Raw genomic sequence first — 25,873 nt, forward strand, 5'->3', positions numbered from 1 at the left:
TGTTTTCTTCTCTATCGATCTTGGGGTGGCGACCTATTAACCAGGCCATGTAGTCGTCCGCGTTCCCCGCGTGCTGTTGTGTCGCACGTGTCCGGGGCGGACGTCGCGCTGGCCTGAGTTGCGTCACCCTTCCCCGCAGTTTTCCTTCCCGGGTGCAGCTCTGCCGTCTGCCCCGGGTTTCGTGCTTTCCGGACCCGGTGCGGCTGTCGGCAGGGCTCCCCGATTCCTTTGGATCAGGAGTTTCCCGTCGTGTCTTCCTCCGCGCTCGGCAACGAGCCGAAGCACACCACCCAGCCCCCGACCCAGCCCACACCCGGTCTGTCGAAGATGGGCCTGGCGGCCTGGATCGCCCTCTTGGTGCTCCTGGGCGCCGAGCTGATGGACATGATCGACCAGTCGGTCGTCCTGACCGCCCTGCCCGCGATCCAGGAGTCCACCGGCGCCGGACCGGACACGGTGCAGTGGCTGACCACCGGCTATTCGCTGCCCATCGCCGTGGGGCTGATCACCGGCGGACGCCTCGGCGACCTCTGCGGCCGACGCAGAATCCTCCTCATCGGCACCGTCGTGTTCACCACGGCCTCACTGTTGTGCGGCCTCGCTGCCGGGCCGGGTGTGCTGATCGCCGCCCGTGCGCTCCAGGGCGTGGGCGTGGCCGTGATGGTCCCGCAGATCCTGGCCACCCTCCACGTCACCTTCGAGGGGCAGAACCGCAGCAAGGTGTTCGGCCTGTACGGGGCCATCATGTCGCTCGCCAATGTCCTGGGCCCGGTGATGGGCGGTCTGCTGACCGAGTCGGACCTGTTCGGGCTGTCCTGGCGGCCGATCTTCCTGGTCAACGTGCCTGTCGGCCTCGCCGTGATCCTCCTGGGGCGCAGGTTCATCCCCGAGTCGACCGTGAAGAAGGCCGACCGGCTCGACCTGACCGGCATGCTCCTGTCCGCGCTGGCCATCGTCCTGATCGTCTTCCCCCTCACCGAGGGTCACCTGCATCACTGGCCACTGTGGTGCTTCGCCCTGCTCGCCGCGGGCCTGCTCGTCCTCGGCGTCTTCCTGCGTCACCAGCAGCGCAAGCAGGGCAACGCCCCGCTCGTACCTCTGCCCCTCTTCCGGAGCCGGCAGTTCTCCGGCGGCATGGCCGCGCAGTTGATGCACGGCCTTCTGTGCGGGCTGTTCTTCATGACCTGGACCCTCTACCTCCAGCACGGACTGGGCATGAGCCCCTTCCACGCGGCCCTGGCCTTCGTGCTGCTCTCCGTCGGAGAGCTGGGCGGTGCGACGGTCGTGGCGAGGAGCGGCGGGCGTTTCGCCCGCCGGCTGCCGCAAGCCGGAGCTCTCGTCACGCTCGCCTCGATGGCTGCCTACGGGCTCCAGATCGAAGCAGGCCAGGCGGACCTGAGCCTCGTGGCGATGACTGCTCCGGTGGTACTGATCGGATTCGGCCTCGGCATGGTCGGCGGCCCGCTCGCCGACATGTCGCTGGCCAAGGTCCCGCACGAGGACGCCGGGGCCGCCTCGGGCCTGTTCAACACCGTCATGCACCTGGGTATCGCCCTGGGCACCGCGCTGACCGCGCTGGTGTTCTTCGCGACCACCGGCGGCTCACCCGAGGCCGCACTCAACCGCGACGCGTTCGTCACCGTGCTGTGGTGGGTCGGCAGCCTCCTGGCCCTGCTGTGGGCCCTGCTGTTCTGCCTGCCCAAGCACACGAAGAACCGGGCCGGGTAGACCAGTTCCCCAAGGCGGCGGCACCCGGCCCGTGCCGCCGCCTCGTCCTCTCCCCGTACACCCCATACAGCCACGACGGGTGAAGCCTCACGACCACGACCACGTCCACGCCCCCAACCCGACTCTGCGGACACCTACGGGTACGGGAGCGATAGGGCGGCCGGGCCGAACCACTGCCCGTCGAAAACGCGAGGTGGGACTTCACAACATCGGCGCACGCCCTGAAGACACACTCTTCGCCATGCTGGTCACCCCCACCCGGCGGCGCAGCCTCTGGCCGCACCGGACACAGGCCATCCGGCTGCTCAAGGGGGCCATTCAACCCCGCCTGCGTCGCCGGTTCGGCCGGAAAACTGACCATCACCCGGTGCGGTCCGGATCGCGGACCACAACAGCCCAGCGCGGCGCCGGGTCCCGGCAAACCGCAGGTCAGAAACCCTTGGCCACTTGCTCAAGGAACATCACACACTCCACATGTTGCGTAACGGGAAACAGATCACGCGTCGCCTCCGACAGCCGCCCCCAGCCTCCGCGTCCCAAAGGGTGACCCCATGGCGTACGGGTTCACCGGGGACCGAAGCAGCCCGGCAACGGTCTCCGACAGGGCGGAATCAGCCCTTCCGTGATCCTTTGTGGCCAGTTCCGGCCTCACGCCACCACCCCCTAAGGCCGCTACATTCACCCCGACCGGACACACACAACCAGGGGGAAGTGGGCAACGATGCGCCCCAGCAGACCCGTCAGCCGCATTGGCAGACCACTCATGGCGGTGACCGCTACGGCGGCCGCCTGTGCGGTCACCGCCATGGGCCTCGCCGCCTCACCGGCTGCCGCAGCACCCACCACCACGACGGCGCAGACGCCCGCGCCCGGCGACACCTGTACGGCGGCCGACCTCGGCACACGCCACCCGTACATCAAGACAACCGAAGTCTCCCCGACGATCACCCACTTCAAGGGCTGGTACGTCACCGAGGGCACCACCGGCACCCAGACCGTCACCGCCACCACCCAGACGACCATCACGGTCTCCGTCGGCCTCAACGGCAATGTCGAGGGTGGTTTCGGCAACGAGGTCCTCGGCAAGGTCGGCGCGAGCCTGGGCCTGAACGTAAAGGTCGACTACACCTCCACCAGCACCGAGTCGAACGCGGTCACGTGGAACTTCAACCAGCCCGGCTACTACGGCGCCTACAAGGGCACCAAGAAGGTCACCGGAACCTACGGAAGCCTCAACTGCAACCGAGTCCAACAGAGCGGCGGAGCTTGGGCGTTGAAGTGGATCGAGGGGCCCGACGGCGGCAACTTCACCACCTACACCACCCTTGAGGAAGGCGCGGTGCGCTGCCAGGACAAGGTGCCCGCAGGCAGCATCATGGCCAAGGCGCAGTCCCTCCTCGACTGCGGCTCGGCCGCCGCGAAGGCCGAGCACCCGGCGGGTGCGGTGGCGCCGACGGCGAAGCAGATGCGGGACCGCGTCGTGCAGCGCCCGGCTCTCGCCGGCGGCACGTCCGCCGAACAGCGCGGGGCCACCGGACGTAGCGCGCGGGCCGCGCTCGACTGCCAGGCCGGCGTCTACAAGATCGCCGTACCGGGCAAGCCCCTGTCCTGGGGCGCGCCGCTCCTGGCGGCCGACGGTGTCCGCCTGCGGCCCTCGACGATCTTCAGCGCCCACCTGGACAACTGGCGCCTGTGCAACGTGACGGAGCGCAACGGGGTCCTTGAGGCGTCCCTGTGGAACTGGGGCAACGGCGGGTGCGCGACCATCGCCTCGCAGAACGCGGCCACCGATCGGGCGGTCCTGCAGACGACCACCTGCGCGGAGGACGACCTCCAGCGGTTCTACATCTACCGCGACGTACCCGGCAGCTCGAAGATCGGTGTGCAGAACAAGTACACCGGCTCCATGATGGGCCACGACCGGTACGCGGACGGGGAGTTCATACGCCAGTACTCCAGCGGCCGGCAGGACGGTACGGGCACGTACAGCCTGATCGCAGTCTGACGGCCCACACCCCGTGAGCGGCCCCGCACGTGCAACCCGGCCTACCGGTTGCGTGCGGGGCCTACGCGTCCCTGCTTCTGGGCCGGCCTTGGGGGGCCTGGGCGTGTTGCTCGATCGCCATGGCGTCGGGTGACCGGATTCCGGGGGCGGCGATGGCTTCGTGGCGGGAGGGGGGCCGGAACTGGCGGGCTGGCTGAAGCTGCTGCGCCGCAGGCGGAAAGCGTTTTCCGGGCTGGCTGGAAGGCGTCCGAGAAGCCCCGTTCAGAACAGCGATCTTCCGAGCGGTGCAGCAGGCGCATCACGGTCGCCAGGTGGACCGCGTTCTCCTGGCTGGCGGCCAGGTACTCGTAGTCCTTCGAATGTCGCCGGTAGCGGCCCAGCCAGGCGGAACTCCGCTCGATCACCCAACGGCGGGGAGCCGCCGCGAACCTCGGCACCGCCCGTGGTGGAGCGTCGGCCCTGGCCCAGGTGCTGCGGAAGCCGCCGTCCTCGCGCTGGACGATCTGGATGGTGATCCCGGTCTCCTCGCGGACCCAGTTCAGGAAGTCCCGGCCGCGGTGGCCCTGGTCGGTCCACAGGTGCCGCAAGCGGGGGAACTTGCCCGCGCAGCGGGCCAGCAGCACGGCGGCGCCGTCCCGGTCGCTGACGTCGGCCGGGCTGACGCAGACTGCGAGCACCAGGCCGAGGGTGTCGGCCAGGAGGTGGCGTTTGATGCCCGGCATCTTCTTGCCGCCGTCGTACCCGTGCCGGCTGCCGCGTTCGGTGGCCCTGACGCTCTGGCTGTCCAGCAACCCGCACTCGGTGTCGGCTCCCGCCCCCGAACGGTACGTTCCCGAGCTCTGAGGGCCGCGAGGGCCCCTTCCCAACTGAGCGCCTCCCCGGGGACGGGAACGACTGCAACCGAGGAGCTTCTCCGGGGAGAAACTGGGGAGAACGGAGCCCCGGTGGGGGCACCTGGGGAGAATCGGCTGCGTAAAGCTGAGCCGCCTGGGCGTTCGGCTCCCCGTTCGCCCTCGTCCTGGTGGCGAACGTGTGCACCGGTCTGTACGTCGGGTTCAAGCGGCGGGACTGGTTGTGGGCCACCACCGGGACAACCTCGTCTCACGTGCAGGATGTCGGAGTACCGTACGCCGGAGTCGCGTCGACGGGCGGGCGCGGTGGGCGCCGCGCCCGCCCGTCGCGGGGACTGTCGTGGTACGCCGCTCCGATGGGCGGCGGCGTGGCCAAGGTGTGGGTCAGTTGCCGCCCGGCGGCACCAGTTCGCCGTAGTCCTCGCGGTCGCCGCCGCGGTCCAGGTAGAGGTCCTCCGCCATCTTCCGCTGGACGGCCGGGACGTGGCGGGCGACCCAGAAGTAGCCGCGCATGGAGGCGAGGGTGGCCCGGCCGATGACCGGCTTGTGGATGGGCTGATCGCCGCCGGTCTGCTTCAGGGACTCCTTGACCGCCTCGAACCCGTACTGGACCATTTTGGCCTCGTAGGTGTCGACGGCCTTCAGGAGCGGGATGTCACCGCGGACATACTCGATCAGCAGCTTGCACAGCCGGGCCGCGTCGCGCAGGGAGGTGTTGGCGCCGACGCCCTGACCGGGGGTCATGGTGTGGATGGCGTCGCCGATGAGGGTGACGTTGCTGGCGCTCCACCGCGGGATCGGCACCGAGGTGCGGATGTTGATGGGGAAGGTGGTCTGCGGGTCGCCCATGCTGAAGAGCTTGCGCAGGTTGGGGCTCCAGTCGGGCGTCATGTCCAGAACGAGCTTGATGAGCTCCTCCGGCGACTTCTTCATGACACCCTCGGGGAATTTGTCGGTCGAGGCCCAGAAACCCCAGTTGATGTAGTCGCGGGTGTTGTCGAAGAGCAGCCCGGGCCACTGCTCGATGAGCGCCGCGTCGTTGCCGCCGATGCCGGACTTGACCCGGCCCTCCCGGTCCCAGCCGAACTCCATCGTGTGCAGGATGCAGCTGTACCCCTTGGGGGCGACGACCAGGCCGATGCCCTGGTGGACCTTGTAGGGCAGCAGCGCCTTGGTCTCCGGGGTGAGCGGGACCTTGGCGGTGATGGAGATGATGTTGGCGTCCTGCACCCGGGAGTGCGGCAGGTACTGCTTGCGCACCCGCGAGTTGGCGCCGTCGGCGGCGACGAGCAGGTCGCCGGTGGCGTTGGTGCCGTCGTCGAAGTACGCGGTGACGCGGCCGTCGGACTCCTTCTCGTAGTGCGTGAAGGTCTTGCCGAAGTGGACGTCGTCCTCGATGCCGGTGAGCAGCACCTGCCGGAGGGTCATCCGGCTCACGGACCTCTCGTTGTTGACGGGGTCGTCGCTCTCGACGATGTCCAGGGTGACGCTGGGGGTGAGGTCCTCCTTGAGGAAGCTGAAGTACTTCGGCGCCCGGGCGCAGGTGGCGAGGAAGGTGTCGAACAGTTCGGGCGGCAGCAGGTACTTCAGCGCCCGGCTGCCGTCGGGGTTGATGCCCACGCGGTAACCGTGCAGGCCGGAGCTGCGGGTCTGCTCGCGCTCGTAGACCGCGAAGCTGATTCCGGCCCGCTTGAGGCCGTGCGCCAGGGCCATGCCACCGGTGCCGCCACCGATGATGAGGACGTGGAACGGTGAGTCGGTCATGTCGGGTTGTTCCCCTCAGGTGTCTTGCGGGTGTATTGCGAGTGCGTTACTGGTCTCTGCGGTACTGCGGGTGGTACGGGAAGGGGTACGGGGCGGTTCTCCCTGGCGGGTGCCGTGCTGCGTAGCGCGGTGTTGTGTTGTGTGGTGTTGTGCTGCGCGCGCGGGCGGAGTACGGGCCGGGTACGGCGAGCCGGCGTCAGGACTCCCCCGCGCAACTCATGCCCGATGAACGGCCGGTCACGTCAGCAACACTGTGGTTTTAGAGGGACTTGAGCATCCCGGCGTCGATGAGCCAGTCGCCACCCGTGGCGCCCGGGAGCCGCTCGGAGGCCAGGAGAACGACCATCGCGGCGACCTCCTCCGGGTCGATGAAGGCCCCCGTGGTCAGGCGCATCCGACCGGGGACCGCGGCCAGCCGCTCCTCGGTGCCGGGGTCCGGACGCTCCAGGCGGTGCGGGTTGACCCACGCGTCGGTGAGGACCGGACCCGGCGAGACGGTGTTCACGCGTACGCCCCGCGGGCCGAACTCCTCGGAGAGTGCCTTGGCCAGGTTGACCAGGGCGGCCTTCATCGCGCCGTACTCGGTGAGGAACGGCAGCGGCAGTTGTGCGTTGACCGAGCCGATGTTGACGATGGCGCCCCGGCTTTCCAGCAGGGCCGGCAGGGCCGTCCGCACGGCCCGTACGGTGCTCAGGAGGTTGAGGTCGAAGCTGGCCCGCCAGTCCTCGTCGGCCAGTTCCAGGAAGCCGGTGGCGGGCGTGGTGCGGCCGCCGACGTTGTTGACCAGGATGTCCAGGCCGCCGAAGGTGTCGACGGCGCGGCCGACCAGGCGGGCCGGCCCGTCGGGCGTGGCGAGGTCCACCTCCATGGTGTGCGGGGTGGCGTCGCGCAGGGCGGCGCTCTCGCTGCGCGTGCCTCCCATCACCTGCGCTCCTTCGGCGGTGAGTGCCCGAGTGACGGCCAGGCCGATGCCGCGTCCGGCGCCCGTGACGACGGCCCGCTTGCCCTGCAGCTTCAGATCCATGACGGCTCCTCGCGGTGCTCGTGGGGTGGGGTGCGGGAGTTCCCGCCGGTCGATCGTTGCCACGGACTCTCGACCGTGGCTCGAACGGGAGCGGGTGTCGCGGGTGTACGAGCCGGGCGGATCGGGGCGGGCCGGCCGGGTCGGGTGGATGCGGTGGGCCGGGACGGCCGGGCCGCCGGTTCAGGCGATGGTGAGCCGGTTGGCGCCGGAGTCCAGCGTGATGTCGTAGCACCCCGGTGTCGACTCGACCGGCTCCGCGCTGCGCCAGTCGGCCTCGGTGCGGGTGCCGGCCCATTCGCCGTCCAGTGAGAGGCCGGTGAAGCCGGTGTCGCCCCGCAGGGTGGCGCGCACGGAGGGCGGGCGCACGATCGTCGTCTTGCGGACACCGCTGCCGAAGTGCACGGCCACGGTGCGTTCGGTGTGCGGCAGGACGAAACGCGCCTGGGTGAGCCCGCCGGTGACGGTCAGCGAGAGCAGCGGCAGACCGGTCAGGTCGGCCTCGATGTGCGCGGCCGGGCCCTGGACCTCGATGTGCCAGGCGATGAGCGGGCTCAGGGTCACGTGCGCCGTGCGCCGGGCCAGGTCGAAGGGGTGGACGGGGCCGCGCCGGCGGATCGTGATCGTGCCCTTTCCGTCGTCCTCGACCAGCGAGTCCCGGCCGCCGAACTCGGTGCTGCACGGCTGCGGGGTGGCACCGGCCGAGACGTCGGCGACATCCAGCGTGAGGTGCTGGACCTGTGGGACGAAGACGAGTCGGCCGGTGGGGGTGGTGTCCATCGGAGCTCCTTTCACCGCACCAGACGTCCGTCTGGGCAAAAATCGTGTAAGCCGAGGTTCTAGTAGCTAGATTCCCTAGCCACTTAGAACTCTACGGAGCAGTTCGCTAGAATGTCAAGAGACCCGGGGAGAGGATCGGACGTGACAGTGGAGAAGGTTCCGGAGCAACGGCCTGAGCGGGCCGCCGCCGACGACGGGCGGGAACGGCTCATAGAGGAGTTCGGCACGGTCATGCAGGAGTTCCAGCGCTCGGCCGACACCCTCGACCAGCAGGTCGCCGACCGGCTCGGGCTCAACCGCACCGACCTGCGCTGCCTCGACCTGCTCTTCGGGCCCGCCCCGATGAGCCCCAGCGAGCTCGCCACCGCCGCCGGGCTGACCACGGGCGGCGTCACCACCGCCATCGACCGTCTGGAACGTGCCGGCTACGCCACCCGCGCCCGGGACACGGCCGACCGCCGCCGGGTCATCGTGACGCCCACCGAGAAGGGCTACGCGATGGTCGCCGAGATCTTCACACCCATCGCGCGCGAAGGGGCGGAGTACCTGCGCGGGCTCGACGCGGACACCCTGGGCGAGATGGTCGCCTTCCTCCGCTTCGCCACCGGCCAGCAGCGGGATCACGCCGCGCGCCTGGCCAAGGGGGACTGAGCCCCCACCGCGCGGCACGGGCTGCCGGTGGCGGACGACGCCCGGCCTCACCCGCCGTACGGGAGTTCCTGTCCGTTCGCCACGCACACATACGTCGGCCCCGGCCCGCTCGTACCGTCGCCCCCCGCGGGGGTGGCTTCGGTGCGAGCGGAGCCGGGGCCGGCCGTGCGTCGCGGATCAGTCCTCTTCCAGTCCCTCCACCCGGATGGAGCGCGTCGGGCAGCTCCTCCTGACGCGGAGCAGCTCGCGGGCCAGCTCGGCGGACGGGTGCGGATCGAGGACGACGACACAGCCGTCCTCGTCCTGGCCGAAGACCTCCGGGAGCCGGTTGACGCACAGATTGCTGGTCACACAGGTCTCGTTGTCGGCGATGACGGTCAGACCGGCCTCGGGGCCGTCCGGAGTGCCGGTACCGGGCATGGCAGCCTCACCACTTCACGGGGATCTCGGCGTATCCGGCGAGGAATCCGCCCACGGGACGGACCAACTGCTCTCCCGGCACCGCGAGAGCCAGGCCCGGGAAGCGGCGCAGCAGGCCCGCGGTGGCCTCCTGGAGCTCCATACGGGCCAGGGCCGCGCCGGCGCAGAAGTGGATGCCCGCGCCGAAGGTCAGGTGGTGGTTGTCCTCGCGCCGTATGTCGAGGGTGGTGGGGTCGGTGAAGACCTCCTCGTCCATGTTGCTCTCGACGGAGAGCAGGACGGTGCTGCCCTCGGGGACCACCGTGCCGTCCTGGAGGGTGATGTCCTCCAGGGCGTAGCGCAGCGAGCCGAGCGAGGTGCCCATGATCTGGTAGCGCAGCAGCTCCTCGACGGCCGAGGGGACGAGCGAGAGGTCGGCCTTCAGCTCGGCGGCGACCGCGGGCCGGTGCAGCAGGACGGCCATGCCGGTGCCGATCTGGGAGGCCGTGGTGACGTATCCGGCGATGAGCAGGGTCTTGACCCAGTGCTGGAGCTGGTGGTCGGTGAGCTTGTCCGGGTCCTCGGCATTGACCTTGATCAGGTCGCTGATCAGGTCGTCACCGGGGTCGGCCCGCTTGGTGGCGATCAGCTCGGAGAGGTAGTCCCAGTACTGCACGCGGCAGCGCTCGACCTCCTCGTCCGACAGCTTGCTCACGGACAGGTAGCCGTCGATCAGGGTGCGGAACTTGCCCCGGTCCTGCGGCGGTACGCCCAGCATGTGGCAGATGACGAGGATGGGCAGCGGGAAGGCGAACGCCTCCATGAGTTCGGCCTCGTTGCTCCCGTCCGCCTCCATGGCGTCCAGCAGATCACCGGTGATCTGCCGGACCACGGGGCGCAGTGCCTCCAGCCGGCGGTGGCTGAAAGCTCGCATGACGATGCCGCGCTCGACGAGGTAGCGCGGCGGGTCGTTGTCGATCTCGGGGTCGGCGAAGAGGTCGTTGCTGGCGGAGATCCGGGAGACCGGGTGACGGGCCCAGTTGCGGCTGAGCCGTTCGTCGGCGTACAGCCTGCGGACGTCCTTGTAACGGGTGACCAGGACCGCGGGGTCACCGCTGGGCAGCGTGATATCCAGCAGCGGACCCTCCCGCATGGAGCGCCAGTCCGTCGGGACATCAGGCGCGGGGGCCCACGGGAAGGGGTAACTGACCGGGCACTTGGAGCTCACCTGACACCTCTCTCGGCTGCGGGGCTGTCGTGCGCAGTCTTGGAAAGAGCACTGGTGCCCGGCTCAACGCCCGGTGGAGCCGGGCCGGCCGGGGCCCGGCACGGGACGACCGCGGATCGAGCGGTTCTCCATCCGGCGGTGCGAGATTCCGTTGCGGACAGGTCCAGGGACAGGGCGGCGAAAGGGAGTACCGGTCATGACGGGCAGCGCTTCGGACCTCGGTACGGCGGCGGGCATACTGCGCCTCGGCAATCGGTTCTGCGACGCGAAAGCGCTGCTCACCGCCGTACGCCTGGATCTGTTCACCGTTCTGGACGACGGACCGGCCACGGTCGGCGAGCTGCGCGTACGGCTCGGACTGCACGGGCGGGGCCTGGCCGACTTCCTCGCGCTGCTCACCGCCCTGGGTTTGCTGCGGCGGGACGCCGACGGGCGCTACCGCAACTCCGACGCCGCCGCCCGTCATCTCGTCACCGGCCGTCCGGAAGCGGTCTGCGGTTTCCTGCACGGCGCCGACCTCAACCTCTACCCCGTCTACGGCAAGCTCACGGAAGCGCTGCGCACGGGCCGGCCGCAGGCCGAGGGCGACTATCTGGGCATGCTGCGGGACCCGGTCGCCACCGGCCACTTCGTACGCATGATGGACGGTGTCACCGCCGGGCTGGGCGAGCCGGTGCTCGCCGCGCTGGACGGCGTGGACTTCGGTTCGGTGCTCGACGTGGGCGGCTGCCGCGGGCATCTGCTCGGCCAGGTGCTGGCCGCCCGCCCGGACCTGCGGGGGCACCTCTTCGACCTGCCGCAACTGGAGCCGTTCTTCGACGCGTACATGGCCGGGACCGGCCTCACGGGGCGGGCTGTCTTCCACGGCGGCGACTTCTTCCGCGACCCGCTGCCCCCGGCGGACGTCCTGATCTACGGCCATGTCCTGCACGACTGGGACGCGGCCCAGCGGCAGCGGCTGCTGAAGGCGGCGTACAAGGCGATCCGCCCGGGCGGCGCGCTGGTGGTCTACGACCGGATGCTCGGCGAGCAGCCGGACGACACCGAGAACCTGGTCGCCTCGCTCAACATGCTCCTGCTGACCGAGGGCGGCGGGGAGTACACCCTCGCCGAACTGACCGAGCAGGCCCGCGCCGCGGGCTTCGCCGCACCGGAGCACCGGCCGCTCGCCGACTTCGACACGCTCGCCGTCTGCCGCAAACCCTGACCCGGACCGCACCCTCGCGCCCTCCTTCCGGCGCCGCGGACCACCGCACCGACACCTCAAGGAGACGTACGTATGAGCCGTTCCCTCTCGGATCAGCCGACCTCGGCCGAGTACCTGCCCATCATGTTCGGTTTCGCCCTCTTCCAGATCGGCGGGGCCGTCTCCCGGCTCGGCATCCCCGACGCGCTCGGCGACTCCGCGAAGACCGCCGCCGAGCTGACCGAACACACGGGCGCCGACCCCGACTTCCTGCACCGGCTGCTGCGGGCCGCCGTCCCGGCCGGGCTGCTGTCCCAGGACGGTCAGGGCCGCTTCGCGCTGACCCCGCTCGGCGGTATGTACCGCAGTGACTCGCCGCTGCACGGCGGCCCGCTGGACGCCATGCACGGCGCGCCCGAGGTCTGGCAGGCATGGGGCGCGCTCGAACAGTGCGTACGGACCGGCAGGCCCGCCTTCGACCTGGTCCACGGGCACGGCCTCTTCGAGCACATGGTCCGGACACCCGAGCACGCGGAGGTCTTCCACGCCGCGATGGCCGCCGGCAGCGCGGTGCAGGTGCCCGCCATCGTCGAGGGGGTCGACTTCACGCGCTTCCGCCGGGTGACGGACGTCGGCGGCGGGAACGGCACGCACCTCGCCGGAATCCTGCGCGCCAACCCGGAGGTGCGCGGCACCGTCTTCGACACACCCGACGGGGTCCTCGACGCGCCCCGCGTGCTCAAGGAAGCGGCGCTGGAGGACCGTTGCGACGTCGTCTCCGGGTCGTTCTTCGACTCGGTGCCCGCCGGGGCGGACGCGTACCTGCTCAAGAACATCCTGCACGACTGGGACGACGACTCCTGCCGCCGCATCCTCGGCAACTGCCGGGAGGGCCTGGCGCCGGGCGGCCGGATCATCGTCTTCTCCTCGGTGCTCGCCGAGGGCCGGCACGACGAGGACCCGGGTGACGCGCTGGGCGCCGCGCTGATGGACATCGAGATGATGACGGTCACCACCGGGCGCGAGCGCACCCGCAGGGAGTTCGAGGAGCTCTTCGCGGGCGCCGGGCTGAAGCCGGCCGGACTCACACCGCTGAAGTGCCCGTTCCTCTATTACGCGCTGGAGGCCGTGCCGGTCTGACGTACGGTCGCGGAGGCGGACCGGCGGGCGGCCCTGAGGGGGGCCGCCCGCGGGCCCCGGCCGGACGGGGACGGCGGGCGGTCCCGGGCCCCGGCCGCCTCACAGCGGCACGTTGCCGTGCTTGCGCTCCGGGAGGTCGGCGTGCTTCCCGCGCAGCGCGGCCAGCGCCTCCACCAGCACCCGACGGGTCTCGCCGGGGTCGATGACGTCGTCGACGAGGCCCCGCTCCGCCGCGTAGTAGGAGTGCATCAGTTCCGCCCGGTACTCCTCGGCCAGGCGGGCCCGGGTCGCGTCCGGGTCGTCGGCGGCCGCTATCTCGCGGCGGAAGATGACGTTCGTCGCGCCCTCCGCGCCCATCACCGCGATCTCGTTCGTCGGCCAGGCGAAGGACAGGTCGGCACCGATCGAACGGGAGTCCATCACGATGTACGCGCCGCCGTACGCCTTGCGCAGCACGACGGAGACCCGTGGGACGGTCGCGTTGCAGTACGCGTACAGCAGCTTCGCGCCGTGCCGGATGACACCGCCGTGCTCCTGGTCGAGGCCGGGCAGGAAGCCGGGGACGTCCACCAGGGTCACCAGGGGGATGTTGAACGCGTCGCAGGTGGAGACGAAGCGGGCCGCCTTCTCGGACGCGTTGATGTCCAGTACCCCCGCCAGCACGGCGGGCTGGTTGGCGACGAAGCCCACGGACTGGCCGCCCAGCTTCGCGAGCGCGCAGACCACGTTGCGTGCCCAGCCCTCGTGCACCTCGAAGAACTCGCCGTCGTCGACGATCTCCTCGACGACCTCGCGCATGTCGTAGGACCGGGACGGGTCGGCCGGGACGAGGGCGGTCAGCGCGTCGGTGCGGCGCTCGACCGGGTCGGTGACCGGGACCTCCGGTGGCAGTTCCCGGTTGTTGGCGGGCAGCAGAGACAGCAGGAAGCGGACGTCCTCGATGCAGTCGGCCTCGTCGTCGTAGACCAAGCCGGCGACCCCGGAGACGTTCGCGTGCACCCCGGCGCCGCCCAGCCCGTCCTGGCTGATCTCCTCACCGGTCACCGCCTTGACCACGTCCGGCCCGGTGAGGAACATCTGGGACGTGCCGCGGACCATGAACACGAAGTCGGTCAGCGCGGGGCTGTAGGCCGCGCCGCCCGCGCACGGGCCGAGCACCACACTGATCTGCGGGATGACGCCGGAGGCGCGGGCGTTGCGCCGGAAGATGCCCCCGTAGCCGGCCAGGGCGGTGACACCTTCCTGGATACGGGCCCCGGCCCCGTCGTTGAGGCCGACGAGCGGGGCCCCGGCGGACAGCGCGAGGTCCATGATCTTGTGGATCTTCGCGGCGTGTGCCTCACCCAGCGCGCCCCCGAAGACACGGAAATCGTGCGCATAGGCGAAGACGGTCCGACCGTGCACCCGGCCCCAGCCGGTCACCACCCCGTCCCCGTGCGGCCTGCGGTCCGCCATGCCGAAGCCGGTGCTGCGGTGCCGCCGCAGCGGCTCGGTCTCCGTGAACGACTCAGGATCGAAGAGCAGTTCGAGCCGCTCCCGCACGGTGAGTTTGCCCTTGGCGTGCTGGCGCTCGGTGGCACCGGGGTCGGGCCCCCGGCGCACCTCCGCCTTCAGGCGGCGCAGTTCCGCGGTGGACCGGCGCAGGTCGGGCCGGGGCGCGGCGGCCAGGAGTTCGTCGAAGGTCGTCATTGCGCGACCGTAGGAGCGGCGCCTCAAAGGGTGCTGAAGGCGGGCTGGAAAGCCGCTCGTCCACCGGTCGGCACCCGTGCCACGACCCCGGCCAGGCGGCGTGCGCCCGGCCGGGGTCGTGGCACGGACTCTCAGTCCGCGCCCGCGGCCGCCAGGTCCGGCACCGTGCCGCCGGAGAGCACCGCCTGGTGGAGCCGCTGGAGGAACGGGGAGGGTTCCAGGCCCAGCTCCGTGACCAGGGTGCCGCGCAGCCGTTGGTACGCCTCCAGGGCGCGCCACGAACCGCTCGAACGGTGCAGGGCCAGCATGAGCTGGGCACAGAACCGCTCATGCATGGGGTGACGTGCCGTCAGAACACGGAGTTCGGGCACGAGTTCGGCTTGCCGCCCGAGGTGCAGGTCCGCTTCGATGCGGCATTCCAGGGCGGCCATCCGGCTCTCCTCCAGGCGCAGCGCTTCCAGTTCCAGGATGCTGCCGGCCCGTACGTCGACCAGCGCGGGCCCCTGCCACAGAGCAAGGGCCCGGGAGAGCATCTGGGAGGCGGTGCGGTAGTCCGCGGCGTGGAAGGCCGCCCGTCCGCCGGCGACCAGTTGCTCGAACTCCTGGACGTCGATCCGCCCGGGCCGCACCCGCAGCAGATATCCGCCGAACCGGGTGACGAGCACGTCCTTGGCGTCGACGGCGGGGTTTCCGGCGAGCGCGACCCCGATCTTGCGGCGGAGCTGGAGGATGTACGTCTGCAGCGTGGTGGAGGCGCTGCGCGGTATGCGCTCGCCCCAGATCTCCGCCATCAGGGTCGGTACCGTGACGACGTGGTCGGCCTGCAGCGCCAGCATGGCCAAGATCTGCCGGGGCTTGGCCGCGCTGGGTACCACCGGGACGCCGTCCTCGTGTGCGGTCAGCGGGCCCAGTAACGTGATGTCCATTGCGCGCTCTCCCCTCCTGGTTCACCTCGCACGGTCCAGGCCCCGGGGTGCGGCCACCCGGAACCTGTCGATCAGGGTGGCATCAAGGTCACCGGGCGCCCAGTGACCTTGACACGAACCCGGACATGAGATTTTCACACTCCGCCGATGACACGGGCAGACACTCGCCGCTCCGGGCCGGGCTCGCTCACCGGGCCTGCCGCACCTACGGAGCCGGGGACGGCCACGCCCCGGCGAACGGACGGCGGCTTACAGGTGGCCTCTGGGAACCCCGCCCCTTATCCAACCGACCGAATTTGCATAACCAAAGCACCATAACTGCCTATTCTTTCGGCCAAGTTCTCATCATCCGGGTAACGTATGCGCGGGTCTTCGCGCCCCGCTGCGCCATCTCACGAGGAGGCACCGCATGGTTGACCCTTTTCGACGAACGGCTGCCAAAGCCGCCCCCCTCGATACAGGGGCCAGCGGAAGCAGGCATCATGCCTCGTTAGGACAGGAGGTGGACGACCAGCCGTTACGCGTCGCCCCCGGGGGTGAGATTCCGGCCCTCCACGTGGCCAGAATCATCACCGTCATTGTGCTGTGCGGCTATACAGCCGTCCCTCTCCTCGATGTTCTCCGGGATGATCCACCCCTAAACCTTCTGCTAATGTGTACAGGTTCAGCAGTCGCACTCTTCTTCTTGCAATTGCTGCACAGCACGCCACGGGCCCGCCACTGGCCGTTGCCGCTGAAAACCCTGACCCTCACTGTCCAGTCCGTCCTGACATTCCTCCCATTCCTGTGGCTGGACATCACCTGGTCGGGCATGAGCGGCATTCTCGGCGCCTCGCTGCTGCTCATGCTGCCCGCGCCGCTGTCCTGGTTCCTCTTCGCACTGGTGACCGCGGTGGTCGACGGCTACGCGTTCGCCCTCGGACTGCCGGCCGTCGCCGAGCTGTACACCCCGCTCACCACGCTGCTCACCGGACTCGTGCTGTACGGGCTGACCCGGCTGACCGACCTCGTGCACGAGGTCCATTCGGCGCGTACGGCGCTGGCCCGCATGGCTGTCGCACAGGAACGTATGCGCTTCTCCCGGGACGTGCACGATCTGCTGGGCTACAGCCTGTCCGCGATCACACTCAAGTGCGAGCTCATCCACCGTCTGGTGGTGACCAGTCCGGCCCGCGCCCAGGAGGAGGTGACCGCCGTCCTGGGGGTGTCCCGGCAGGCCCTCGCGGACGCCCGGCTGGTGGCGCGGAGTTACCGCGAGATGTCCCTGGCGGACGAGGCCGAGTCGGCCGCGACGGTGCTGGCCGCGGCGGACATCCGGGTCACCCTGGACCTCTCCTGCGGCCGGCTCCACCCGGCCGTGGACACGGCGCTGGCGACCACCCTGCGTGAGGGGGTCACCAACATCCTCCGGCACAGCAAGGCCCAGTCGTGCAGCATCACGGCGGTCCGCAAGGACGACACCGTCTGGCTCACGCTCGTCAACGACGGGGTGGTGGGCAAGGACCGGCCCGCCGGCTCCGACGGCAGCGGCCTGAACAACCTGGGCACCCGGCTCACCGCCATCGGGGGCCGCGTCACCTCGGGGGTACGCCGCGACGGACGTTTCCACCTGGAAGCACATAGTCCGGTCCGGCCCGGCGCGTTGTGCCCGGAGCACGGATAATCTTCACCGCACGGCCGGAAGAACCGCACGTTCGATCGGGGGACATCCATGCTGTCGGTGAGAATCCTGCTTGCCGAGGACGTGCACATGATCCGGGGGGCGCTCGTCGCCCTGCTGGAGCTGGAACCGGACCTCGAAGTGGTCGCCTCTCTGGACCGCGGCGACACCATCGTGGAGACCGCGCTGCGCACCCGCCCCGACGTGGCCGTCATCGACATCGACCTGCCGGGCGCCGACGGCATCACCGCCGCGGCGGAACTGCACCGGCGGCTGCCGAGCTGCCGGGCGCTCATCCTCACCAGCCTCGGCCGCCCCGGCACGGTCCGCCGGGCGCTCAGCGCGCACGTCGCCGGTTTCCTGCTCAAGGACGCTCCCCCCAGCGACCTCGCCAGGTCCGTCCGGTCGGTGGCGGCCGGAGAGCGGGTCGTCGACCCCCAACTGGCGCTGTCCGCCTGGGAGGCGCAGGACTCACCGCTGTCGCCGCGGGAGACCGAGGTGCTCCGGCTCGCGGCCCGCGGCGCCGACGCGGCCGACATCGCACGTACCCTCTTCCTGACCAGGGGAACCGTCAGCAACTACCTCACCGCGATCGTCACCAAGCTCAACGCCCGCAACCGGATCGACGCCATCCGCGCCGCCGAGGAGGCGGGCTGGATACCGTGACGGCCGCGGTGTCCGGGGCCGGGCGGTCACCACCTGACCGCTCCCTCGGCGAGCGGCCGGGCGTCCAGCGCGGAGAGCACTCCCGCCAGGTCCGCCGCGCCGCTCCCCGGCCCGTCGCACACCGGGAAGCAGTTCGGCCCCGCCGCCCCGCCGATCCGGCGCACGTACGGGGTGAGGACGGCCTTCGGCGCGATCTCCACCACGTGGGTCGGCGCCTCCCGGCACAGCATCAGCCGTACGGCCTCGGCGAACCGTACGGGCGAGGTGATCTGAGCGGCCCAGTAGTCGGCACCCAGCGGCTCCGCCCACCGGCAGCCGTACACCGTCGAGTAGTAGGCCGTCCGGGGCCGCTCCGAGACGATCCCGGCCGCCAGTGCGCGCATCCGCGGGACCGCCGGTGCCATCAGCGGCGAATGGTAGGCGTGCCCGGTGGGCAGCAGCCGGCTGGCGACGCCCGCCGCCGACAGGGCGTCGCGCGCCCGGACCAGGGCGTCGCGCCGGCCGGAGAGCACGGTGGCCCGGGCCGCGTTGACCGCCCCGACGTACACCCCGGGCTCCGCGGCAGCCGCCAAGGCCTCGCCCGGGTCCGCGCAGACAGCCAGCATGCCGCCCCCGCCCGGCAGCCGCTGGGCGCCCGCACCGCACAGTGCGGCCAGCGCCGCCGCCTCGGCCAGCGGCAGGGCCCCGGCGATCACGGCCGCCGCCAGTTCCCCCACTCCGTGGCCGACCACCGCGACCGGCCGCACCCCGGCGTCCAGCAGGGTCCGGGCCAGGGCATAGCCGACGGCGAACGCCACCGGTGGCGACAGCGCGGCACGGTGCGGGCCCGGACCGCCGTCACGGATCAGCCCGGCGACCGAGCAGCCGACGTGCGGCCGCAGCGCCTCGTCCGCCTGGTCCAGGCAGGCGCGGTACGCGGCGGATCCCCGGAGGAGGCCGCCCGCCACGGCGGGGTGCGGACCGCCCGGCCCGCCGAGCACGAAGGCCGGGCGGATCCAGCGGCCCGTGTCCCAGCGGACCCGGCGCGCGGTGAGCTGGTACGCCAGGGCGCCCACGGAGGGGTACGCCCAGAAGTCCTCGGGGTCGAGCAGCGGGCCGAAGCCCTCCTCGATCTCGCCGAACAGGCCCAGCATCGCCACCGAGTCCAGTCCGCACTCCGCGAGGGGCGTCTGGGGGCCGATCTCCCGGGACGCGTAGCCGGAGATGCGCCGGATGAGCCAGTGCAGCGGGTCCGGCTCGTACGGTCCGCCGCGTGGTGGTGCCTCCACGTGTGCCCCCCTTCGCTTGCCGCCCCCGCGGGTCTCACCCGGCCAGGGCGGCGGATCCGGTGCTGAGGTCGCCGTCGAGCCGCTGGTGCAGCGGGCGGATCCGGCCACGCAAGAACAGGTCGCGCATCGCCGATCGCTCCACCTTGCCGCTGGTGGTGCGGCGCACCGTGCCCGGGCGGACCAGCAGCACCCCGCCGACCCGGACGTCGAACTCCTCGGTGAGGCAGCGCTCGACCTGGGTGGCGAGGGATTCGAGGTTCACGTCGAAGCTGGTGCGGGTGCGCAGCTCCTGGACGACCACGACCCGCTCCCGCTCCCCCGGCACACCGAACGCCGTGCCGGGCCCGAACAGCGCGCTGACGCGCTGCACCGTGCGCTCGACATCCTGCGGGTAGAGGTTGCGTCCGGCCACGACGATGACGTCCTTGAGCCGGCCGGTGACGAAGAGCCGGCCGTCGCGCAGCGCGCCGAGGTCCCCGGTGCGCAGGTAGCCGCCCTCGCCGTCCGCCGTGACGGCCTGGAAGGTGCGGGTGGTCTGGCCGGGGTCGCGCCAGTAGCCGCGCGCCACGCCCCCGCCGCGCACCCAGATCTCGCCGATCCGGCCTTCCGGCAGTACGGCTCCGGTGTCCGGGGCGACGATGCGGACGTCGCAGTCGGCGGCGGTCCCGCAGGACGCCAGGCGGCGCGTCGGCCGGCCCGGTACGGGGGCGCGCCACAGGTTGCGCTCCAGGGCCTCGGCGTCCACCGCGCACTCGTCGTCCGGCTCCTTGTCCCGGCAGCCGGAGACCAGCAGGGTGGCCTCGGCCAGCCCGTAGCACGCCGAGAAGGCCTCGGGGCGGAATCCGGCAGGGGCGAAGCGCTCGGTGAAGTCCCGCAACGTCGCGGGCCGTACGGGCTCGCCGCCGGAGACGGCGGTCCGCCACCTGCTCAGGTCGAGTTCGGTCGCCTGTTCGTCGGTGACCCGGCTCACGCACAGCCCGTACGCGAAGTCGGGGGCGCCGCTGACGGTGATCCCGTACCGGTCGATGGCCTGCAGCCAGCGCACCGGGTGGCGGACGAACGTCTCGGCGGGCAGCATCACCGAGGTGCTGCCCAGCCACAGCGGGTGCAGCAACTGGCCGACCAGGCCCAGGTCGTGGTGGAGCGGAAGCCAGCCGCCCAGCCTGGTGCCCGGTTCGGTCTCCAGTGCCTCGTTCATCGCCCGCTGGTTGGCCAGCAGGTTGGCGTGGGTGACGACCACCCCGCGCGGGCGGCCGGTGGATCCCGAGGTGTACTGGAGGTAGGCGACCGTGTCGGGCTTCAGCGCCGGGGGCCGCCAGGGGTCGGCGGCGGGCACCACGTCGGCGGGCAGACAGAGCGTGCCGCCGTGTCCGCACTCCGCCAGCATCCGCGACATCTCGGGGGCGAGCGCGGCATCGGTGAGCGCCACGCACGGCGCGGTGTCGCGGACGATCCCGGCGATGCGCTCCGTGTGGTGGGCCCGTCCGCCGCCCGGCGGAGCCGGTACGGCGACGGCGCCCGCGTACAGGCAGGCCAGGAAACTGACGGCGAACCGGTGGCGGGACCGGTGCAGGAGCAGCACCCGTTCACCCGCGGCGCCGTGGCTCTGCAGCCAGCCGGCGAGCCGGCGCGCCGAGATGTCCAGGTTCCGGTAGGTGACCGTCTCCGGCTGCGGCCACTGCGCGCCGTCCGGCAGCAGGAGCAGGGCTTCCCGGTCCGGGTCCGCCTCGGACCGGGCCAGCATGACGTCGGTGAAGGTGCGGTATGCGGTCAATGCGTCCCCCTCGCGAGTAATGCCTCGGTGCTGTCCTCGAACGCGGGCCGGTGGTCCGGCGGCGCGCACGTCCGGGCCGCGGCGCGCAGCGGTCCGCGTCGGCCGGTGGTGGCTCGACGGCGGCTCATGGCGCGGACCAGGACACCGCGGAGCGGCGCCGGGAGGGCGTGCTGCCCCAGGAGGCGCGGCGTGGGGCACCGGCGGTCCCCGGACGGCCTGGCGCCGCTGGGAAGGGCGGCCCCGCGGCGCTCAGCAACGATGTCAGCACGGCGGTCAGGGCGGCCAGTTCGGCGTCGTCGGGGTGACCGCGGAGCACGGTGAAGAGGGCGTGATCCGGCATGGCGCCAGTCTGTGCCGATCGGCTCGAACACCGGTGGAACTCCGCCTGCGAAACGCTTGAGCCGGTCCATCGGGGTCAGCTCCGTCCGCCGACGGTCCGCGCCCGCTCGAAGGCGAGTCCGGATGCCAGGTGGCGCAGTCGCCGCTCGCCTTCGAGGAAGCGGTCACCGCGCGTCGCGGCGTCGCACGACGTGGCGCTGTCCCACCAGATGAGGCCGAGATAGGCACGCGGCTCGACGGTGTACCGCAGCAGCAGGCAGCCTCCGCACCCGGGGTCGTTCAGGAAGCGGCCCGCCAGGGCGCCGAATTGCGCTTCGAAGGCGGCCGCCGGTCCGGACAGCGTCACCCGTACCAGCAGCGCGTGTACGGCTCCGGCCATGGCGGGACCGTCGCCCAGGTGCCCGACCGCGACCGCCTGCCCGGGTTCGACGGCCGCCAGCTCGCCGAGCCGGTCCAGCCGAGCGCAGGCCGCGTCCGAGTGGACCGCGCCGAACAGATGCTCGGGCGACTGCCAGAAGGCCAGTTGGAGGTAGGCGCCCGGGCGGTCCAGGGACCGCAGGAGCACCTGGTTCCTCAAGCCCGTCACGAGGTTCCAGGCGCGTACCTGGTCGGCGAGTTCGTCCTCGAACTCCTGCGCGCCGCGTTCGTCGCCGAGTACGAACCGCACGACGGAGGCGACCTGCCGGCCCCGCTCCCCGCCCAAGGCGGCGGGAGACGGCTCGCGCCCCTTCCCGCTTGGGACGTTCCACATCACTGCGTATCTCCCTCTCGGAACCCGGTGATCGCCACGAACCGGAGGGATTGCCCTCCGGTATCCGGAACCAGCAGGCGCGGGACCAGGCGGCACCGGCGGCGCGGCAGCTCACGCGCGGGTGCCGCCGGGCCCCACCGCGAGGTTTCTTCGAGGTCCCGTCGAGCACCGCTTGCCAGGCTGCCGCGCCCGAGCCGTAGCCGAAGGGACCGACACCATGCCACGTACCGACCGTTCCGCCGGACCGCGACCGGCCGGCGTGCTGCGCAGCCTGCTGCGTCCGGTGGCCCGCGCCCTCGTCATGTACGGCTGGCTGTGGCTGCCGGGCGTACCGCCCCAGGAGTGCTACGGCGATACCTGGCCGTAGGGGCGCGAGGACCCGGCACGGCCGGTGCGCGCCGACAAGTCCAGCACGGCCGACTTGAGCGGCCCTTGACCGCGGCGCGAGGCCGCGGGCACCGCGCGGGGGCGGCAGCCGCGTGACGGGGACGGCGGACAGCGACGGGAGGCGGAGACCATGACCGTGGCCACGACCGACACCGGGCCGGGTCCGGCGGAGGGGGCCGGGGCCGCCCGGGCCGCCGAGGCCGCCGTGCGGGAGCGCGTCGCCCGGCTGGAGCGCGGCTTCGGGGACCTGGACGACCCGGGCAACCCGCTGGGCACCGAGCAGTTCGTCCGGGCGGATGCCGAGCGGCGGCTGCTGCCGGCGGCCGAGGCGCTGCTGGACGGCTTCCGGCTGCAGGCCGAGATCGTGCCGCGGGAACTGGGCGGCAGGCTGGGGCGGCTCGATGTACTGGCGCGGGTGCTGCGGGCGGTGTTCCGGCGGGACGCGGCGCTGGGGCTGGCCTGCGGGACGGGCCCGTACCTGGCCGCGGCGGCCGTGTGGGCCGGGGGCTCGGCGCGGCAGCGCCACCGCACCGCGGACCTGCTGCTCTCCGGGGGCCGGATGGCCTGCGCCTACCCGCAGCCGGCCGAGGGCAACGCCTTCCTGCACAACGGTTTCACCGCTTCCCCGGACGGTGCCGGGTACCTGCTCGACGGCCGCAAGGAAGCACTCAACAACGCTGCCCGGGCGGCGTCCCTGCTGCTGTTCGCGCGCGTGGACGAGCCCGGCGGGGGCGGTCACCGCGCCTTCCTGATCGACGCGCCGCAGGCGGACGCGCCCGGATTTCGGCTGCTGCCCCGGCGGTCCACCACCGGCGTCCGCGGCTGCCTCGTGCACGGCCTGGAGTTCACCCGGTACCCCGTGACGGCGGACCGGCAGCTCGGCCCCGGTACCGGTACCGGTGCGGAACTGGCCGCCCGCGCCTTCCCCGTCATCCGCAGCACCGGCCCCTCGATGGCGCTGGGGTGCGCCGACACCACACTGCGCACGGCGGTCGCCTTCGCTCGCGCCCACCGCGCCCGCAGCCGGGCGTCGGTGCGCGCGCCCCGCACCCGTCAGGCGCTCCAGGACGCGTTCAGCGACCTGCTGCTGTGTGACGCGCTGGCGCTGGTGGCCACCCGGGCGGCGCATCTGCTGCCGCGCGAGAGCGCCACCCTGAGCGCGGTGGCGAAGTACCTCCTGCCCATGTTCCTGACCGAGTCCGCTTACGACCTGTCGGCGGTGCTCGGAGCGGAGTCGTATGCGCGGCAGGGCGCGTACGCGGTCTTCCGGAAGGCGCTGCGGGACCTGCCGATGATCGGTCTCGGCCCCGTGGGCAGCGAGGCGAGCCGGGCGGCCGTCGCGGACCGGCTGCTGCGGCTGCCCGGGTTGCGGCCGCCACCCGTGGGGGCGGCCGGTGCGGCGCTGTTCCAGTGGCACGAGCCGGGGCTGCCCGCGCTGCGGCCGCGGGAGTTCGTCCTGCCCGCGGAAGGGGACTCCTTGGTGGGCGGCCTGGAGGAGACCGTCGAGCGGGCCCGCGCGGCAGGCGGCGGCGAGCTGGACCGGACGCTCGCCGGATACGCCACCGCGCTCGGCCGTGAGCTGGACCGGCTCCGGCGCGACTGCGCCCTGCTCGGCCGGTCCGGCGGCCCCGCGCGCCCCCGGGTGTACGCGCTGGTGGACCGGTACGCGCTGATCGCCGCGGGCGCCGCCTGCCTGGGCGTGTGGCGGTACCGCACCGGCCCGGACGACGGCCTGCCGGCCGGGCCGGCCTGGGCGGTCATGGCGCTGGCGCGGGTCCTGCGCAGGCTCGACCCGGCGGCGCCCCGGCCTCCCGCGTCGGCCGCGGAACCGCTGCTCACCGAACTGCTGAACCGTTTCGACGACGCCCGCAGCTTCGACCTGTACGCGACTCCGATCGGCCGATGACCCCGATCGTACGGCGCCCCCGATCGGACGACGACGAGGAGACGGCGATGCCCCGCCCACCCCGTGTACCTCCGCCGGGCACCGTGCGCCCCTTGGACGGGCCGCTCCCCGTCACCGACGCCTCCTGGCAGCCGGTGCGCCGGGAACTCCGTTCCACCGGCGCCTCGGTGGTCTACGGGGCCGTCGCCGACTGGCTCCCCGCCGACCTCGGTGACCACCGCATCGCGGCGGCGCTCGGCCAGGACCACGCACGGCTCCGCCACCTGACCAGGCCCCAGGTCCGGCGCCGGTTCGTGGCGTCCAGACTGCTGCTGAAGACGGCGGCCGGCGCGGTTCTCGGCGCCGCCCCCGAGGAACTGGATCTGGCGTACAAGCCCGGCGGACGTCCATACCTGCGCGGCATCGACCAGCTCGACGTGAGCCTGAGCCACACCGAGGACCTCCTCGTGGTGGGGCTGACCCGGCACAGTCGCATCGGGGTGGACGTGGAACGCGCCGACCGGCGGATGCTGGGCCTGGGCACCGAGCGCCAGGTGTGCACCCCGTACGAACTGGAGGCACTGCGCCGTGTCGCGGAGGACCGGCGCAACGGCGAACTGGTGCGGCTGTGGACGCTGAAGGAGGCCTACAGCAAGGCGATCGGCCAGGGGCTGCGCTTCCGGTTCACCGAGTTCGGGTTCGGTGCCCGGGGCGGACGGATCCGGCTGCTGCGGCCGGACGGCTCGCCCGGCGTCGGCGAGGAGTGGGACTTCGGCAGTTGGCGGGTGTCCGGCCGGTTCACGGTGAGCGCGGCCGTGCACGACCCCGGGTTCGGCGACCGGCCGGAGCCCGGCGGGCGGCCGCCCTTCGGTGCCGCTTCGACCGGGCCGCTGCCGCTTCCCGACCGCGGTTCCACCGCTTGTTGAGCGCCGTTCCAGGAGATGCGGTGACTCTCGTTCCGTCTCGCCTGCCGACATGGCACGGAAAGGAGATACGGTGCGTGCTCTTCTCGGTTTTCTCGCTGCGCGATGGCCCGACGACAGCTCGGCCCGCCGGCTGCTGTGCTTCCACCACGCCGGTGCGGGGGCCATGGCCTTCGCCGGGTGGCAGCGGCGGGTCGGCCCGGGCGTGACGGTCCTACCGGTCCGGCTGCCCGGCCGGGAGTCGCTGCGGCACGAGGCCCCGGTCACCGAGGCGGCGACGCTCGTCGAGGCGCTCACGCAGGAGCTGGGGCCGCTGCTGGACGCGCCGTACGCCTTCTACGGGCACAGCCTGGGGGCCCTGGTGGCCTACCGGTTCGCCCACCACCTCATCGAGGCCGGGCACCGGGGGCCGGAGTTGCTGGCGGTCGGCGCGTGTCCGGCGCCGCAGTCGCCCTCCCGGCTGCTGGCGGGCGCGGCGGCGCCCGGCCCCACCGACGAGGAACTGGTGGGTCTGCTGGTCGACGGCGCGAGCGTGCCCGAGGCGATGCTCGCCCGCCGCGGGTGGCTCCGTGCGACGGTCCGCACCCTGCGGGCCGACCTGCGGCTGGCCGCCGGTCTGCGCGAGACGGCGCCGGCCACCCTGCCCTGCCCGCTGTGGGCGTTCGCGGGGACGGACGACCCGCTGGTCGGCGTCGCGCAGGTCGGTGCCTGGCGGCACTGCACGACCGCGCAGTTCCGCCTGCGGACCGTGTCCGGCGGCCACTTCTTCGTCCGCGGCCGGGAGGCGCCGCGGGCCGTGGCAGAAGCGCTGCACACGGTCATGCCCGTGCCCCGTACCGCCTGAAAGGTTCG

Annotated in this window: 23 protein-coding genes; 11 read left to right on the forward strand and 12 right to left on the reverse strand. The window is 72.0% G+C overall.

Going from position 1 to position 25,873, the window contains the following annotated elements:
• Positions 1–249: 249 nt before the first annotated feature.
• Together ACZ4QV_RS22470 and ACZ4QV_RS22475 are read left to right on the forward strand one after the other, a co-directional pair.
• On the forward strand, positions 250–1,728 hold the full coding sequence (locus ACZ4QV_RS22470; RefSeq protein ID WP_361639137.1) for an MFS transporter: 1,479 nt from the start codon (positions 250–252) through the stop codon (positions 1,726–1,728).
• 763 nt (positions 1,729–2,491) lie between these two features.
• Positions 2,492–3,733 carry a hypothetical protein gene (locus ACZ4QV_RS22475; protein ID WP_361152273.1) on the forward strand — a complete coding sequence of 414 codons (1,242 nt, stop codon included), beginning with the start codon at positions 2,492–2,494 and terminating at the stop codon, positions 3,731–3,733.
• A gap of 41 nt (positions 3,734–3,774) precedes the next feature.
• Here the strand turns inward: ACZ4QV_RS22475 and ACZ4QV_RS22480 are convergent, their stop codons facing one another.
• The 4 genes from ACZ4QV_RS22480 to ACZ4QV_RS22495 all read right to left on the reverse strand — a co-directional run bounded on the left by ACZ4QV_RS22480 (position 3,775) and on the right by ACZ4QV_RS22495 (position 8,149).
• Positions 3,775–4,599 (reverse strand): transposase, encoded by an 825-nt coding sequence (locus ACZ4QV_RS22480; protein ID WP_467763322.1) that lies wholly within the window; start codon positions 4,597–4,599, stop codon positions 3,775–3,777.
• 369 nt (positions 4,600–4,968) lie between these two features.
• Entirely contained in the window at positions 4,969–6,348 is a 1,380-nt protein-coding gene (locus ACZ4QV_RS22485) for an FAD-dependent oxidoreductase (protein WP_361152267.1), read from the reverse strand.
• Positions 6,349–6,607: 259 nt separating this feature from the next.
• Positions 6,608–7,372, reverse strand: a complete 765-nt coding sequence (locus ACZ4QV_RS22490; RefSeq protein ID WP_361152264.1) for an SDR family NAD(P)-dependent oxidoreductase — start codon at positions 7,370–7,372, stop codon at positions 6,608–6,610.
• Positions 7,373–7,552: 180 nt separating this feature from the next.
• Positions 7,553–8,149 (reverse strand): hypothetical protein, encoded by a 597-nt coding sequence (locus tag ACZ4QV_RS22495; RefSeq protein ID WP_361152261.1) that lies wholly within the window; start codon positions 8,147–8,149, stop codon positions 7,553–7,555.
• Positions 8,150–8,290: 141 nt separating this feature from the next.
• On the opposite strand from ACZ4QV_RS22495, the gene ACZ4QV_RS22500 reads away from it, so the two are divergent.
• The gene (locus ACZ4QV_RS22500; RefSeq protein WP_361152257.1) at positions 8,291–8,800 is read left to right on the forward strand and encodes a MarR family winged helix-turn-helix transcriptional regulator; all 510 of its coding nucleotides are present in this window, start codon (positions 8,291–8,293) and stop codon (positions 8,798–8,800) included.
• A 177-nt stretch (positions 8,801–8,977) separates the two neighbouring features.
• On the opposite strand, the gene ACZ4QV_RS22505 is transcribed toward ACZ4QV_RS22500, so the two are convergent.
• Both ACZ4QV_RS22505 and ACZ4QV_RS22510 read right to left on the reverse strand, forming a co-directional pair.
• On the reverse strand, positions 8,978–9,220 hold the full coding sequence (locus ACZ4QV_RS22505; protein WP_467763323.1) for a ferredoxin: 243 nt from the start codon (positions 9,218–9,220) through the stop codon (positions 8,978–8,980).
• A 7-nt stretch (positions 9,221–9,227) separates the two neighbouring features.
• Positions 9,228–10,352, reverse strand: a complete 1,125-nt coding sequence (locus ACZ4QV_RS22510; protein WP_361589401.1) for a cytochrome P450 — start codon at positions 10,350–10,352, stop codon at positions 9,228–9,230.
• Between the two features lie 271 nt (positions 10,353–10,623).
• Between ACZ4QV_RS22510 and ACZ4QV_RS22515 the strand changes: the two genes are divergently transcribed.
• Both ACZ4QV_RS22515 and ACZ4QV_RS22520 read left to right on the forward strand, forming a co-directional pair.
• The gene (locus ACZ4QV_RS22515; RefSeq protein WP_361152248.1) at positions 10,624–11,634 is read left to right on the forward strand and encodes a methyltransferase; all 1,011 of its coding nucleotides are present in this window, start codon (positions 10,624–10,626) and stop codon (positions 11,632–11,634) included.
• Positions 11,635–11,706: 72 nt separating this feature from the next.
• Entirely contained in the window at positions 11,707–12,753 is a 1,047-nt protein-coding gene (locus ACZ4QV_RS22520) for a methyltransferase (protein ID WP_361152245.1), read from the forward strand.
• Between the two features lie 99 nt (positions 12,754–12,852).
• Here ACZ4QV_RS22520 and ACZ4QV_RS22525 read toward each other — a convergent pair whose 3' ends face one another.
• Positions 12,853–14,442 (reverse strand): acyl-CoA carboxylase subunit beta, encoded by a 1,590-nt coding sequence (locus ACZ4QV_RS22525; protein ID WP_361152242.1) that lies wholly within the window; start codon positions 14,440–14,442, stop codon positions 12,853–12,855.
• Positions 14,443–14,573: 131 nt separating this feature from the next.
• Entirely contained in the window at positions 14,574–15,368 is a 795-nt protein-coding gene (locus tag ACZ4QV_RS22530; RefSeq protein ID WP_361152239.1) for an AfsR/SARP family transcriptional regulator, read from the reverse strand.
• Between the two features lie 691 nt (positions 15,369–16,059).
• Here ACZ4QV_RS22530 and ACZ4QV_RS22535 point away from each other — a divergent pair.
• Both ACZ4QV_RS22535 and ACZ4QV_RS22540 read left to right on the forward strand, forming a co-directional pair.
• Positions 16,060–17,031, forward strand: a complete 972-nt coding sequence (locus tag ACZ4QV_RS22535; protein WP_361640140.1) for a sensor histidine kinase — start codon at positions 16,060–16,062, stop codon at positions 17,029–17,031.
• 48 nt (positions 17,032–17,079) lie between these two features.
• Positions 17,080–17,694: a response regulator transcription factor gene (locus ACZ4QV_RS22540; RefSeq protein ID WP_361152233.1), complete on the forward strand. Its 615-nt coding sequence runs from the start codon at positions 17,080–17,082 to the stop codon at positions 17,692–17,694.
• 26 nt (positions 17,695–17,720) lie between these two features.
• Here ACZ4QV_RS22540 and ACZ4QV_RS22545 read toward each other — a convergent pair whose 3' ends face one another.
• The 4 genes from ACZ4QV_RS22545 to ACZ4QV_RS22560 all read right to left on the reverse strand — a co-directional run bounded on the left by ACZ4QV_RS22545 (position 17,721) and on the right by ACZ4QV_RS22560 (position 21,826).
• Entirely contained in the window at positions 17,721–18,962 is a 1,242-nt protein-coding gene (locus ACZ4QV_RS22545; RefSeq protein WP_467763324.1) for an acyltransferase domain-containing protein, read from the reverse strand.
• Positions 18,963–18,996: 34 nt separating this feature from the next.
• The gene (locus ACZ4QV_RS22550; RefSeq protein ID WP_361152227.1) at positions 18,997–20,736 is read right to left on the reverse strand and encodes a fatty acyl-AMP ligase; all 1,740 of its coding nucleotides are present in this window, start codon (positions 20,734–20,736) and stop codon (positions 18,997–18,999) included.
• 124 nt (positions 20,737–20,860) lie between these two features.
• Complete coding sequence (locus ACZ4QV_RS22555) at positions 20,861–21,076, reverse strand: acyl-CoA carboxylase subunit epsilon (protein WP_361152224.1); 216 nt, start codon at positions 21,074–21,076, stop codon at positions 20,861–20,863.
• A gap of 75 nt (positions 21,077–21,151) precedes the next feature.
• Complete coding sequence (locus ACZ4QV_RS22560; protein ID WP_467763325.1) at positions 21,152–21,826, reverse strand: hypothetical protein; 675 nt, start codon at positions 21,824–21,826, stop codon at positions 21,152–21,154.
• A 217-nt stretch (positions 21,827–22,043) separates the two neighbouring features.
• Here ACZ4QV_RS22560 and ACZ4QV_RS22565 point away from each other — a divergent pair, with 217 nt between their 5' ends.
• The 4 genes from ACZ4QV_RS22565 to ACZ4QV_RS22580 all read left to right on the forward strand — a co-directional run bounded on the left by ACZ4QV_RS22565 (position 22,044) and on the right by ACZ4QV_RS22580 (position 25,865).
• The gene (locus tag ACZ4QV_RS22565; RefSeq protein ID WP_467763326.1) at positions 22,044–22,193 is read left to right on the forward strand and encodes a hypothetical protein; all 150 of its coding nucleotides are present in this window, start codon (positions 22,044–22,046) and stop codon (positions 22,191–22,193) included.
• Between the two features lie 150 nt (positions 22,194–22,343).
• Positions 22,344–24,119, forward strand: coding sequence for an acyl-CoA dehydrogenase family protein (locus tag ACZ4QV_RS22570; protein WP_361589424.1), 1,776 nt, complete (start codon positions 22,344–22,346; stop codon positions 24,117–24,119).
• Between the two features lie 83 nt (positions 24,120–24,202).
• A complete protein-coding gene (locus ACZ4QV_RS22575; RefSeq protein WP_467763351.1) occupies positions 24,203–25,024 on the forward strand; it encodes a 4'-phosphopantetheinyl transferase family protein in 822 nt (273 codons plus the stop codon).
• A 70-nt stretch (positions 25,025–25,094) separates the two neighbouring features.
• Positions 25,095–25,865 (forward strand): thioesterase II family protein, encoded by a 771-nt coding sequence (locus ACZ4QV_RS22580; RefSeq protein WP_361152209.1) that lies wholly within the window; start codon positions 25,095–25,097, stop codon positions 25,863–25,865.
• The last annotated feature ends 8 nt before the right edge of the window (positions 25,866–25,873 follow it).

The organism is Streptomyces sp. NPDC026394 (assembly GCF_055567735.1).